Source organism: Enterococcus sp. AZ163 (genome assembly GCF_050498925.1).
Lineage (GTDB): Bacteria > Bacillota > Bacilli > Lactobacillales > Enterococcaceae > Enterococcus_A > Enterococcus_A ferrettii.
Genome location: NZ_JBIPAO010000003.1, coordinates 165,044 through 179,012, shown reverse-complemented (window position 1 = coordinate 179,012; position 13,969 = coordinate 165,044). Strand labels below are relative to the sequence as shown.

Below are 13,969 nucleotides of genomic sequence, written 5' to 3'. Positions count from 1 at the left end.
AATCACAGGAGATTCCGTTTTTTGTTTTTAATTGTCTTCTTTGTTGCGGCTTACCCGTATTGCATAGGAATCCAGCAAGATTCTAGCAATTACCGACAAAGGCAGACGGGAGCGGACTTCGTAATCAGGGAAAAAAGAAATTTCTGATTTGAAGCCAATTAAGGACAATTCACAAAGGTCAGTCAGTCGACTGTCATTATTAGCAGTGATCAAAATCGTTGTGATCTCCTCTTTATAACAGTTTTTAGCAGCAACCACCAATTCCTCCGTTTCGCCATTCAGAGAAACAAAAATCACGGTATCACTTTTACTTAAACGAGTGCTCATGGTCTTGATAATATTAGGATCAGTATGCAGTTCACAATATTTTCCTGCCAGCTGGAATTTAATTTTCATTTCTTCGGCAATTAGTTCAGAGAAGGCACGGGCAAAAAGAATAATCCGCTGCGAGCTGCCGATTTTTTGAATCGCATCCTCAATAATCCCTGTATCCAGCATGTTAATGGTACGAACTACTTCCTGCTCATTTTTCAAAATGGAGCGGCGGATTTCTTCATCTACTCGATCTACTTTAGCAAAATTGATTGTGGAGCTGGCTTGTTCTTTTAAGTGGTGTTTGAAGGAAGTAAAGCCTTCATAGCCTTTTTTCTTCATGGTTCGAACAATTGTACTGGTAGAAACATTGGCTAATTCACTCAGTTTTACAATCGACAAGTTTGGAATATCATTCATATGCTTGGTTATGTATTTCCACAAATAAGCTTCTGCCTCACTCAACTTGCTATCCATGCTTGATCCCTCCTTAATTCTTATCATATTGTAAGCTCTTTTATTTTTAAAAGCAAACCGTTCTAAGATATTTTTTGGCATAGGCAAAGTAAAAAGATGAATTGCCAACTGTTTAGGAAATGTTTCCGGCTGGTTCCCCTTTTTTAGAAAACATTACCAGAAGTTTCTAAGGCATAATGAAGTCACAGAGATGGAGGGAAAGAAATGGTAAATGTATATACCTGTACCATGAATCTGGCGATTGATTTATACATCGAAACAGAGCAGTTAATCCCCAAAGTAGTCAATCGAACAATCGATGACGACATTCAGGCTAATGGAAAAGGCGTCAATGTTTCCCTATTGCTAAAAATGCTGGGGATTCCTAATACAGCCCTGGGTTTTAGTGGCGGGTTTACTGGAGAATATATTGAACAATTTTTAAACAAGCAGGACATTCAAACCGATTTTGTTCCAGTTGACGGAATAACCCGGATTAACGTTTTTACTCAAGTTAATAGCGAGCAGACCGAGTACAAGCTGGTGAACAAAGGACCAGAAATTGATTCACCAAGCATTGATACACTGCTTCAACAGATTCGTCAGTTTAAGTCGGGAGATTATCTATGTGTTTCCGGCAGTTTGCCGCGGGGGGTATCGCCGAGTATTTTGATCGAGATTAGTAAAATTTGCTTCGAAAATAAGGTGAACTTGATCATCGACAGCAGCTATACGGAAATTTTGGAATGCTTGCCTTACAAACCGTTCCTATTAAAGCCAAATGAAGATGAACTAGCCGAATGGTTTGGCAAGGAGCGCTTGAAAGAAGAGGAGTATGTTACGTACGGGAAAAAGCTGATTGCTGCAGGAGCTAAAAATGTGCTGTTGTCATTAGGAAGTGAAGGAGCCATTTTTATCAATCAGGAGCACTGTCTACGAGGAAATTCACCGAAGGGCAAGCTGGTTAACTCAGCCTGTGCCGGAGATACTCTATTAGGAACTTTTTTAGCAGGACTAATTAAAGAAAATGACCCGGCTGAAACTTTACGAACAAGTATTGCAGCCGGGAGCTCAACTGCTTTTAGAAAAGGATTAACTGATCTGTCGGATGTTGCAGAATTAGAAAAACAAATCACAATCGAATAGGAGGAACATGCAATGACAAAATATCAAATTATTGCCGCTACTGGCTGTCCCACCGGTATCGCCCATACGTACATGGCACAGGAGGCTTTGGAACAGGCTGCTAAGAAAAAGGGAATCACCATTAAGGTGGAAACCCATGGGCAAGTTGGAGTCGAAAATGAACTGAGCCCCGAAGAAATTGCTGGTGCCGATGCTGTCATTATTGCTGCGGATAAAGATGTTCATGCTGAACGCTTTGCAAGGAAACGGGTCATTGATGTACCTGTAGCCAAAGGGATCAAAGATGCGGAACAACTAATTGATGATGCTTTAGCAGGCAAGGGTAAAATTTCTCATGAAGAAAATACAACAGCGGTTGAACAGGAACATGAAAAAAGCTCCAGTGGAATTGGCCGTTCAATCTATAAGAACTTAATGAATGGTGTTTCCCATATGCTGCCATTCGTTGTCAGCGGAGGAGTACTAATTGCGATTTCTTTCTTGTGGGGGATTTACTCAGCTGATCCAACCAATGCGCAATATAACGAACTTGCCGCTCGCTTAAACAGCATTGGTGGTTTTGCTATGAGCATGATGGTTCCAATACTTTCAGCCTATATTGCCGAAAGCATTGCTAAACGTCCTGGTTTGGTGGTTGGTTTTGTAGGTGGATTGATTGCTGCTGATGGAGGAACAGGCTTCTTAGGCGGAATTGTTTCAGGTTTCTTGGCCGGTTATGTAATTTTAGGCTTAGGTAAGCTGTTGACACCATTACCAAAATCATTGGATGGGCTGAAGGCAATCTTCTTGTATCCAGTTTTGGGTGTTGCTGTAACTGGATTAATTATGTCAGTGGTTTCTGGTCCGATGTCCTCTATCAATGAAGCGATGATGAACTTTCTGGCCGGGTTTGAAAATTCAAGTCCCTTAGTTTTAGGAATAATTGTCGGCTGTATGTGTGCCTTTGATATGGGTGGACCGATTAATAAAGCCGCTTATGTAACAGGAACTGCCTTATTAGCAGAAGGAAACACAACCTTTATGGCCGGTGTATCCGCAGCCTGTATCGCTCCACCGCTAATTACTGGTTTTGCCGTACTGCTGTTTGGAAAATATTTTGACAAAAATGACCGAAATGCGGGATTGGTTAACTTTGTTCTGGGTTCTACTCATATCACAGAAGGAGCGATTCCTTTTGCAGCGAAAGATCCGTTGCGTGTACTGCCAACCATGATGATTGGTTCGTCAATTGCAGCTGTTTTGACCTATATGTTTAAAGTTCAAGTACCAGCACCGCATGGCGGATTCTTAGTCTTGCCAGTAGTTACTCATGGATTTTTGTGGGTCGTTGCTATTCTAATCGGTTCAATTGTAGGTGGTGTCTTATTAGGATTGATTCAAAAAAATCGAGTGAAGAAAGCATAAAGGAGTGAAAAAGATATGTTAAATGAAGAATTGATTTTTACCGATATGGCTTTGCCGGACCAGGAAGCGACCTTTCAATTTCTGGCGAAAACCATTGTAGAGAAAGAGTTAGCCAATAATGAACAAGCCGTTTATGATGCGTTAAAAAAACGCGAAGCTGAAGGAACTACGGGAATGATGGATGGCTTTGCGATTCCTCATGCTAAAAGCGATGCGATCAGTCAGCCAGCAATTATCGTGGTTAAACTTAAAGACGGGATCAACTGGGACAGTCTGGATGGCAAGCCTACGAAATATGTGATTGCACTATTTATCCCAGTTGCTGAAGGCGGTACGACTCACTTGAAGGTACTTTCCCAAGTAGCGCGCATGTTAATGAAGGAAGAGTTCAAAACACAATTTATCGGAACTAACTCAAGCAAAGAGTTAGCCCAATTAATCTCAAGCCAATTAGAAGGAGCCAACTAATCGTGAAAAAATTAAATGCAGTTCAATATACTAACTTAATGAACACTTGTAATGCGGATGGAGTAATCGGTGCTTTAGCCATTGATCAGCGTGGTGCTTTGAAAAAGATGATCGCTAAATACAAAGAAACAGCGACTGATCAAGATATTATCGATTTCAAGAAAATTGTCTCAGAAGAATTAACGCCGTATGCAACATCAATCTTGCTGGACCCAGAATATGGTTTGCCAGCAGCAAAAGCCCGAGCAGAAAATGCCGGTTTGCTGCTAGCCTATGAAAAAACAGGCTACGATGCATCAACTCCGGGTCGGTTGCCTGATTCATTAAATATTTGGTCCGTGAAGCGCCTGAAGGAAGCTGGAGCAGACGCCTGCAAATTCTTATTGTATTATGACATCGATGAAGCCGATGAAATCAATGATCAAAAGAAGGCCTATATGGAAAGAATTGGTTCTGAATGTGTGGCTGAAGGAATTCCATTCTTCTTGGAGCTGGTTTCTTATGATGCCACTATTATGGATGCCTCTTCAGAAGAATATGCCAAAGTAAAACCTCATAAAGTGAATGATATGATGAAGGAGTTCTCCAATCCTCGTTATAACGTGGATGTATTGAAGGTCGAAGTTCCTGTCAATATGAAGTTTGTCGAAGGATTTGGTGAAATTGAAGTTTACTCTAAATCGGAAGCAGCAGCACTTTTTGAGGAACAAAGTAAAGCAACTGATCTGCCATTTATCTTCTTAAGTGCGGGTGTCAGTGCAGAATTATTCCAGAAAACATTACACTTTGCTAAAGATTCTGGATCAACATTTAACGGTGTTCTTTGCGGTCGTGCAACCTGGGCAAATGGTGTAGAACCCTTTATTGTAAAGGGGGAAGAGGCTGCTCGCGAATGGTTAAGAACCATTGGACGCAAGAATATTGAAGAGCTGAATAAGGTCCTTAAAGTAACAGCATCTCCATTACAAGACAAAGTTGAATCCGAAACAACAACTCAACGTTTTTCATAAAAATAAGACTGGCCTTCACAGAAAAATGTGTAGGCCAGTCTTATTGAAGTTTACTTTAATTATATTTCTTGAGGAGGGAATGTATGAATCGAACAGAACAAGTTCTAGCTTGGATCAAAAAAAAGAGTGATCAATCGAAAGTATCCTTTACGACGTTAGAGATTTCTCAAGCCTTAAATATGAATCGCACCGCCGTTAGTCGGGAATTGAACAAATTAGTGCAAAACCGACAATTAAAAAAAGTTGCAGGTAAACCAGTCCTTTACATCTTGAATATGTTATCTGAGGAGTCACCGTTACCTAAAAGAATCAGAAAAGAGGAACCCTCTCCAACTAAAAAAAGCTCCATTTTTACTGAGTTTATTGGTACAAGTGAAAGTTTGAAAAACCAAGTTAACTCAGCCAAAGCTGCAATTATGTATCCGCCTGATGGTCTGCATACCATTTTGCTGGGCTCAACCGGAGTAGGTAAGAGTACGTTTGCCAAGGTAATGTACAAATACGGCCAAGAGATCGGTAAGTTTAGAGGTAAAAGTCCTTTTGTCCACGTGAACTGCTCGGATTATTCCAACAATCCTCAACTACTGCTGTCTGTCTTGTTTGGTTATGTTCGGGGGGCCTTTACAGGAGCAGATACTGATAAGGATGGGTTAATTGAGGAAGCTAATAATGGATTACTTTTCTTGGATGAAGTTCACCGGTTACCGCCAGAGGGACAAGAGATGTTATTTACGATTATTGATACACAGCAGTACCGAAAGCTGGGAGAAACCTCCAGTCAGAGCCATCCAGTCAATGTGCTGATTGTTTGCGCAACAACTGAAAATATCGAGAGTTCTCTGCTCCATACCTTTAAACGAAGGTTTCAAATGGTATTGAAGCTGCCAGATTTGAAAGACCGGACCTTACAGGAACGAATCCAACTGGTGGATTCTTTTTTCTGTTTAGAATCAGAAAAAATTGAGAAAGAAATCTTTGTGGAAAAACAGATTGTGGAAAGCCTGACTCGTTACAACTGTCCGGGAAATATTGGTCAGCTGAAGAATGACATCCAAATTCTGTGTGCCAAAGAGTTTGCCCAAGCAGTTATTCAGGGCTATGACCAGATAAAAATCAGCATCGATCAGCTAGATCGCTCGTTGTTGCCAGAGATAGATATAGAGGACAGAGGCTTCTTTCAAGACTGTACTTATTACATGGGAAATAAAATTATGTTAAACCGACGAACTAAAGTGGAGCTGCCGATCGAGAGTACCATTGACTCTTCGTTTTATCAGAAAATTTTAGAAAAATATTCGACGCTGTTGAAGGAGGGAAAATCTATTAAGGAAATTCAGCAGAAGATGACTCTCTTTATGAATCAGCGTTTTAATATTCAGATCGATGCAGTTGAAAGTCGAGAACCTCTCAGTAATAAAGGGATTGAGAAACTAGTTTCAGAGGAAGTATTAAGTATTGTCAATACAACCATTCAGAAAATATCGGCGGATCTAGAGGTGAACTGTGATCAAAAAGTGACCTACAATTTGGCTCTGCATGTAGAAGCCTTAGTTCTAAAATGCAACTCCGGATCACGTAACTTTAGCAAGCGAAAAATTTCTGAGGAAGCTAAACAAACAGCTTTTCATCCCTATGCTCAAAAATTGGTTAAAAGTATTAATCGAAAATTCCAAATAAAAATTCCTTTAGAGGAACAGGAAATTATTGAACTATTTCTAGAGACTATTTATAAAGATACACGCAAAAATCCAATTGGTATCCTGATTATTATGCACGGAGTGGGTGTGGCAACGAATTTAGCAAAAATGGTCAACGATTTATTGGGAATCCACCATGCAGAAGGATTGGATATGCCCCTAGAGGATACGATCGAAAGTGTCTATGAAAAATCCATCGATATTGTGCGACGGATTGACCAAGGAGCAGGAGTTCTGCTGCTGGTGGATATGGGTTCTCTCAGCACTTTTTCTGTCAGATTGAAGAAAGAACTGGGGATCAACGTGCGAGTAGTAGACAATATCACGTCACCTCTGCTAATTGAAGCTACCAGAAAAGCATTGTTTACTAATCTGGAAATTGAAAGCCTTGTCAATGAACTGTTAGAGGAGAGTACTTATTTCACCAGTCATCGAAAGAATACAACCATTTTTGATTACTCCAGCCGACGATTAATCAAAAATAAAGATCATTTATTTTACCATTCTTTGGAAAAAAGTGTCACTTTTCTAGATATCCGGCGAGCTTCGGAAATCTTAGACGAAATCTTGCTTTCTTTATCGGAGCTTTTAGCGTTTGAAATTATTGATACGTTAGTTATTAAATTCTATTTCCATTGCTTAGCAATGATTGAACGTTCTATTCGTAAAGAGAATTTGGCTTTCGAATTACGAAGCGAGGATAAAGATAATTACTTCTATCAGATTGAAAAAGAGTTGCAACTGCTGGAACGGATATACGGGATCAGCCTGCCAGAAAGCGAAATTTTATATGTAACCAAGATGGTGAAAACCTTCGTTTAGACAAAACTATTTGTTACACATCTCTTGTTACAGATAGTTTTGAACTTGTTACAGATCATTTTTATGATGTGTAACAACTGATCTGTCACAGATCGAGAAAAAACTCTCGTATTTAGCCAAAAAGATGTGTACCAGATTTTTGGCACAGCAATTGCTTATATAGAAAGTGAAGAGGAGGAAAAGAGATGATCAGTATTTTAGTAATGACACATGGCGAATTAGCCAGGGGCTTTATCGAAAGTAGCAAAATGATTGTCGGAGAGACCGAAAAACTAGAGTGGTTAGGACTTTATCCTGGTGATAACATTGATGAATTCAATGAAAAGGTTATCACGAAAATACAACAATTAAATGATGGATCTGGGGTATTGATTTTCACGGATCTTTATGGTGCTAGTCCTTTTAAAGCAACGGCCTATTGTGCCAGTAAACTAGGGCCGCAGTCGTACCGCTCAATCGCGGGTGTAAACTTTCCGATGCTGATTGAAAGTATTTTAATGCGAGACAGCAAGGATCTGGATACATTAGCGCTCCATATTATGAGCACAGGACAAGAGGGTATCAAAGAATTGTTTGTTGAAGCAGGAGCATTTCAAAAGGAGGAACAAGCATGAGAAATATTGTATTTGCCCGTATTGACGATCGCTTAATTCACGGACAGGTGATGACTGCTTGGGTACATGAAACCAAGGGCAACGAAATTGTCATTGTGGACAATGAAGTGGCACAGGATGAATTTTTAAAAATGATTATGGCTTCATCAGTACCAGCCGGTATTAAGGTATCTGTTTTAACAGAGGACGGAGGGATTGAATATTTAACACAACAAGCTGACGACAATAAAATCATTGTTTTAGCCAAGAATCCTCACGTGATTGAGAATCTGATTGATGGTGGAGTGGTAATTGAGGCTTTAAATGTTGGAGGTATGGGGGCTCGAAAAGACCGCAGTAAGCTCTACCGAAACATCTCTGTTAGTGATTCTGAGCGTCAGTGTTTCAAAACGCTTGCCGATAAAGGAGTCCGCGTATTTGTTCAAGTAATACCGGAAGAAAACAGTGCCGATATTAAACAGTACTTATAGAAAAATGGGGGAAAAATATGGAAATCAATTTATTTCAAGCACTTTTAATTGGCTTTATTTACTATTTGAGTATTAACGGAACACCATGGTTAACATTGCTTGGAAGCACGGTTTTAGCAAGGCCGCTGATTTGCGGCACGTTAGTCGGATTGGTTTTAGGGGATGTTGTTCAAGGGTGTATGATCGGTGCAGCCATTAGTTTACCTTATTTGGCTTATATTTCAGCCGGTGGGACAGTACCGATGGACCCAGGCTTGGCGGGAACGTTGGGAACCGCATTAGCAATGGCAGCGAATGCTTCACCAGAAGTAGCGGTCTCAATGGCAGTGCCGATTGGATTGTTGGGAACAGTCATTTGGATTGCTCATATGACCGTTGATATATCCTTCTTACACATGATTGATCAGGCTGCTGACGAACTAAATCCCAAAAAAATCGAACGAATTCAAATGTTTATGCCACAATTGTTTTTGCTGTTAATCTCAGTTATTCCAGTCTTTATTATTACTTATTTTGGTTCCGGAGTGGTGAAGGATATTCTGGATGCATTGCAAGGAAAACCACTGCATGTGTTAGAAGTAATTGGCGGCGTGCTGCCGGCACTTGGGGTCGCGATGATTTTAAAATCTATTATGAGCAGGGACACCGCAGTGTTTTACTTCTTAGGCTTTGTATTGGCAGTTTATTTGGGTCTACCGATTATTGCCGTATCAATACTTGCCTTCATCATTGCTTTTGTTTATACACAATTATTGTTTAAAGGAAATGCCGGACTAGAGTAGGGGGAAGCAGAATGGAAAATAAAGCAAAGAAATTAACCAAGAAAGAGTTAAAAAAGAGTTTTTGGCGATGGACCTTTTTCTCTCATTCTAATTATAATTATGAACGAATGCAGTCTTCAGGGTTTCTATTGGCAATGTTGCCAGTGCTTAACAAGCTTTATGGGGATGATGAAGAAGAATTGAGAGAAAGCTACAATCGGCATCTAGAATTTTTCAATACCGAACCGCATTTTGGTGGAATTATTGGTGGATTGACTATTGCATTAGAAGAAGAAAAGGCTTCTGGAGCTCCGATTACTGGTGATGCCATTAACTCGATTAAAACAGGTTTAATGGGACCTTTAGCAGGGATTGGTGATACCTTGTGGCAAGGGACCTTGGTTCCGATTCTATTGTCGATTGCCATTAGTATCGGATCAGACGGGAATATATTTGGTCCGTTGTTCTATATTATTTCTATGTTTGTCATTATGTTGGGGATTGCCTATTATTTATGGATGCAAGGCTACAATTACGGTAAAGAAGGTATTCAGAAATTAATGAATGGCGATTTACTAAAAAAGGTGATGCTGGGAGCGAAAGTTATGGGTGGCGTGGTTATCGGTGCTTTGACCGCTAATTATGTCAGTTTGAGTACGAGCATGGTTTTCAAATTTGGTGATTTAAAGTTGAATGTTCAAACAGATATTTTGGATAAGCTGTTAGAAGGTATGCTGCCACTAACGGTAACAATGCTGGCACTATATTTTTTAAATAAAAAAATGAAATCTACCATGGTATTATTGATCCTGGTTTTAATCTCAACTATCGGCGCGATCATCGGAATTTTCTAAGTAGCGAAGGGAGCTAACAATATAATGGATACATGCAAAGCAGCAATTTTCACCGAAGTAGAAAAATTAGAGGTAGTTGATATTAAAAAACCTGTTCCTAAAGCCAACGAGGTTTTGGTCGAACTTAAAACCTGCGCAATTTGTACTTGGGAGCAGCGGGTCTATAAAGGGATCAATCAAGTTGATTTTCCTTTCATTGGCGGGCACGAAGAAGCTGGAATTATTACCGCAGTCGGTAGTGATATTGATCTAAAGCTGTGGAACATCGGTGATCGGGTGGTAGTTGGGATGCTGACTTCCTGTGGTGAATGTGAAAATTGCCGAATTGGTGAAGAAAGCAGCTGCCAAAATTTCAGTTATGAAAATATGGTTGGCGGCTTGGATACACGTGGTATGGGCGGCTTTTCTCAATATTTGGCGGTTCCTGTCAGCAAGCTTTTCAAAATCGCTGATAAATTAAGCTATGAAGAAGCAGCCTTGACAGAACCCCTATCTTGCGTTGTGCACAGTGTTGAGTTAGCAAATATTCAACTAGGTGAAAGTGTTGTGGTTATCGGAGCTGGGATAATGGGTGCATTCCATGCAATTTTAGCTCGTAATAAAGGCGGCCGGGTAATTGTAGTAGAACCAAATGAGCAGCGCTTAGACTTTCTAAAAACATTAGGCTTTAATGAATTAATCAATCCGAATCAAGTGAATGTCGTAGAAGCAGTTTTGGCGCTAACAGATAATAAAGGTGCTGATATTATTTTGAACACAGTGGGTGTTTCCAAGCTGGCAGAAGAGTCAATTGAGATGAGCGCTTTGTATGGACGAGTGGTACTGTATAGTTCCTACCATCCCGATACACCGATAAGTGTCAGCCCGAATAAACTGCACCGTCGAATGACTAAGCTAGTCGGAACGGCCAATTCCAATACCCACGATTTTATCACTGCTATGAAATTGTTAAATGAAGGGATTGTTGACGTGAAGCCGTTTATTTCCGGCACTTATCCACTCGTTTCTATTGTAGAGGGGATACAGGCAGCCCTAACTCCGGAAACTTATCGAATTGTTATAGCAATGGACTAGTTACAAGCAGCAGATGCATCCGTGTCTGCTGCTTATTCCTTTTCAAACAGTTGTATTTACCAAAGTATAGTGAGATAATCCAGCTAGTCTTTGCGATGGGGAAGCATCTTGCAATTAAAAAAGGAGCGTGTTACATGGTTACATTAAAGTCATCAAGAGAAATAGAACAAATGAAAGAATCAGGTGCAATTTTAGCAGGCATACATAAACAATTAAGAGGGTTCATCAAACCTGGAATCACGACCAATGAAATTGATCAGTTCGTCCAAAAGAGGATTGAGGAAGCAGGAGCTGTGGCTGCACAAATTGGTTTTGAAGGTTATAAGTATGCGACTTGTACCAGCGTAAATGACGAAATTTGTCACGGTTTTCCTTCGGATTATTGCTTGAAATCCGGTGACATTGTTAACGTTGATTTCTGTGTCGATTACCATGGTGCAATTTCGGATAGCTGCTGGACCTATGCAGTTGGTGAAATCTCTGATAAACATAAAGAGTTAATGGAAGTGACTTATGAAGCATTGATGCGAGGAATTGAACAAGCACAGGTGGGAAATCGTGTGGGGGATATTGGGCACGCTATTCAGACCTACGCTGAAGGCAAAGGCTATGGCGTGATCCGTGATTTTCTAGCCCATGGGATTGGACCATCGATTCATGAGGATCCGATTTTTCCTCACGTAGGTATAGCTGGTAAAGGAGCGCGTTTAAAAGAAGGCATGACGATTACCATTGAGCCAATGATTGCAACAGATACTTGGGAGATGCAGATGGATCTAAATAGCTGGACAGCTCGCACAATTGATGGGGGATACTGTGCGCAATATGAACATTCCATTGCAATTACTAAAGATGGTCCAGTGATTATGACCTTGCAGGATTAATGGCTGAAAAAAACTGCCGCATCAGTGATGCGACAGCTTTTTTTATATATCTTCTGTTTCAATATATTGGAAATTCTTAGTGTCTGCTTTAAAGCTGTATTTATTTCCCAAAATATACTTGGCAATATGCAAGGTCCGATCACTAGAACGTTCTAGATTCGAACTGATATCAATAAATACGACACTATCTCCAGCACGACCTTCACCGGCATTCATCAAGCGAATATACTTCGAACGCAGCAATTCTACCAATTGATTGATTTCCTTTTCCCGCTCCAGCATCCTTTCTGCTAATTCAACATCATCATCTTCCAAAACAGTCAGTGCATCACGAATATTTTTCCGTACCTTATCAAACAACAATTCCAGATCCTCGTCATAGAGGATATAACTATCCCGTGGGCTGGGTTTCTTATTACGCTTGTCTTTTTGCCGTTGTCGTTCTTCGCGGTCAATGGATTCTTCAATGTAACGAATGATATTGATGCAGTGATCCCCCATTCGCTCAAAGTCTTTGGTGAATTCCATCAGCATCGCCTGTTCCTGACTCTCTAAATCGGACAATTCAGCTGTAGAAATCTTCACAAGAAATTCCGTTAATTCAACATCAAAGCGATTAATGGCTTCCTCATATTGACTAACATCTTCCTGCCATTCATTCTTAGGATCCAGATAAAATTTCTTTGCAGCATCCAAGGCCGACAGCACATAACGTCCCATTTGAATGACCTCGTTGGAAGCCTGTTCAATCGCCATGTTAGGCGAAGTATAAATCAGGGAATCGCTCAAGGCAGTTGGTCGAATGTTCAAATTCTTTTCGGTACCTGGAATGATCTTTTTCACAATAATTTCAATTTGTGGAATGAACCAGAATTGAATCGCTAAATTGGATACGTTAAATAATCCATGAGCAAAAGCAATTTGCATGGCCGGGTTTAAATTAAATGTATCTGTTAAAAAAATTACTACGTGTGTAAAGGGCGTTAATAATAAAGTAAAGATAACTGCACCAACTAAATTGAAAATGACGTGCGAAGCGGCGGTTCGTTTAGCTGCAACACTAGCCCCTAAAGAGGCGATAACAGCTGTAATTGTCGTTCCAATATTGTCACCGAACAAAATCGGCAATGCAGCAGACAGTCCTAAACTTCCTTGCATATATAATTGTTGTAAAATTCCGATTGTTGCGCTGGAACTTTGCAGGACCATCGTTAGTAAAGTTCCAATCCCCACGCCTAAAATCGGCAGGTGAGACACTCGAATCATTAAGTCATTAAATTGTGGCAAATCCTTTAAGGGGTCCATACTGCTGCCCATTAATTCCAGTCCGAAAAACAGAGCACCGAAACCAAACAGGATTTGTCCTAAGTACTGAAGTGACTTGCGTTTAGTGAAGAATAGCAGCAAAGCCCCAATACCCATAATGGGGAGAGCATACTCACTCAAATTAAAGCCGATGATGAATGCGGTTACAGTGGTGCCGACATTTGCCCCCATGATAACCCCGATCGCCTGCTTTAAAGTCATAAATCCAGCACTAACCAATCCGACGGCTAGAACTGTGGTACCCGAGCTGCTTTGAATCAATCCAGTAACAATAAGCCCAGCCAGGACTGCTCGCAGAGGGGTTGAAGTAAATCGATTCAGTATTTCCCGTAAACGATTCCCCGCTGCTTTTTGCAGACCGTCACCTAAATACTTGATCCCAAATAGAAAAATTCCTAAGCCACCTAAAAACGTAAAAAACATCTCTTGATAAGACACCTTACAACCTCCATCACATCTTTTAAACCACCAATCTAAACATAAACAAAAAAACGTCTCATGTAAACAATTTTTTTGTATTTAAAGTAAATTTTTTTACAAATTATCAAAAGAAGCAAAGTAAAAACTTTCTGTGATTTCGATAAAGAAAAATAACGCATTCGTATGCTTTGTTTTTTTTACTTATTTCAGCTAATCTAATGGAAGAACGTGCAAATATATATAGGTAAGGG

At 40.2% G+C, this 13,969-nt stretch carries 13 protein-coding genes; 11 read left to right on the top strand and 2 right to left on the bottom strand.

Annotation, left to right across the window (positions count from 1 at the left end):
* Positions 1-27: 27 nt before the first annotated feature.
* Positions 28-789, bottom strand: a complete 762-nt coding sequence (locus tag IGI46_RS22450; RefSeq protein WP_429974331.1) for a MurR/RpiR family transcriptional regulator — start codon at positions 787-789, stop codon at positions 28-30.
* Between the two features lie 204 nt (positions 790-993).
* On the opposite strand from IGI46_RS22450, the gene pfkB reads away from it, so the two are divergent.
* The 11 genes from pfkB (at position 994) to map (ending at position 11,972) form a co-directional block, all read left to right on the top strand.
* Positions 994-1,914, top strand: a complete 921-nt coding sequence (gene pfkB / locus IGI46_RS22445; protein WP_429974330.1) for a 1-phosphofructokinase — start codon at positions 994-996, stop codon at positions 1,912-1,914.
* Positions 1,915-1,926: 12 nt separating this feature from the next.
* The gene (locus tag IGI46_RS22440) at positions 1,927-3,318 is read left to right on the top strand and encodes a PTS fructose transporter subunit IIC (protein ID WP_429974329.1); all 1,392 of its coding nucleotides are present in this window, start codon (positions 1,927-1,929) and stop codon (positions 3,316-3,318) included.
* Between the two features lie 15 nt (positions 3,319-3,333).
* Positions 3,334-3,786 carry a fructose PTS transporter subunit IIA gene (locus IGI46_RS22435; RefSeq protein ID WP_429974328.1) on the top strand — a complete coding sequence of 151 codons (453 nt, stop codon included), beginning with the start codon at positions 3,334-3,336 and terminating at the stop codon, positions 3,784-3,786.
* A gap of 2 nt (positions 3,787-3,788) precedes the next feature.
* Positions 3,789-4,796 carry a tagatose-bisphosphate aldolase gene (gene lacD / locus IGI46_RS22430; protein WP_429974327.1) on the top strand — a complete coding sequence of 336 codons (1,008 nt, stop codon included), beginning with the start codon at positions 3,789-3,791 and terminating at the stop codon, positions 4,794-4,796.
* 83 nt (positions 4,797-4,879) lie between these two features.
* Positions 4,880-7,315, top strand: coding sequence for a sigma 54-interacting transcriptional regulator (locus IGI46_RS22425; protein WP_429974326.1), 2,436 nt, complete (start codon positions 4,880-4,882; stop codon positions 7,313-7,315).
* Positions 7,316-7,500: 185 nt separating this feature from the next.
* The gene (locus tag IGI46_RS22420) at positions 7,501-7,929 is read left to right on the top strand and encodes a PTS sugar transporter subunit IIA (protein WP_429974325.1); all 429 of its coding nucleotides are present in this window, start codon (positions 7,501-7,503) and stop codon (positions 7,927-7,929) included.
* The gene (locus IGI46_RS22415; protein ID WP_207703539.1) at positions 7,926-8,399 is read left to right on the top strand and encodes a PTS sugar transporter subunit IIB; all 474 of its coding nucleotides are present in this window, start codon (positions 7,926-7,928) and stop codon (positions 8,397-8,399) included. Before IGI46_RS22420 ends, IGI46_RS22415 begins: the two co-directional genes overlap by 4 nt.
* Positions 8,400-8,416: 17 nt before the next feature.
* The gene (locus IGI46_RS22410; protein ID WP_429965645.1) at positions 8,417-9,181 is read left to right on the top strand and encodes a PTS mannose/fructose/sorbose/N-acetylgalactosamine transporter subunit IIC; all 765 of its coding nucleotides are present in this window, start codon (positions 8,417-8,419) and stop codon (positions 9,179-9,181) included.
* An 11-nt stretch (positions 9,182-9,192) separates the two neighbouring features.
* Positions 9,193-10,014 (top strand): PTS system mannose/fructose/sorbose family transporter subunit IID, encoded by an 822-nt coding sequence (locus IGI46_RS22405; RefSeq protein WP_429965646.1) that lies wholly within the window; start codon positions 9,193-9,195, stop codon positions 10,012-10,014.
* 24 nt (positions 10,015-10,038) lie between these two features.
* Positions 10,039-11,088, top strand: a complete 1,050-nt coding sequence (locus tag IGI46_RS22400) for a zinc-dependent alcohol dehydrogenase (RefSeq protein WP_429965647.1) — start codon at positions 10,039-10,041, stop codon at positions 11,086-11,088.
* 134 nt (positions 11,089-11,222) lie between these two features.
* The gene (gene map / locus IGI46_RS22395; RefSeq protein WP_429974324.1) at positions 11,223-11,972 is read left to right on the top strand and encodes a type I methionyl aminopeptidase; all 750 of its coding nucleotides are present in this window, start codon (positions 11,223-11,225) and stop codon (positions 11,970-11,972) included.
* Positions 11,973-12,014: 42 nt separating this feature from the next.
* On the opposite strand, the gene IGI46_RS22390 is transcribed toward map, so the two are convergent.
* Positions 12,015-13,736: a Na/Pi cotransporter family protein gene (locus tag IGI46_RS22390; protein WP_429965649.1), complete on the bottom strand. Its 1,722-nt coding sequence runs from the start codon at positions 13,734-13,736 to the stop codon at positions 12,015-12,017.
* Between the last annotated feature and the right edge of the window lie 233 nt (positions 13,737-13,969).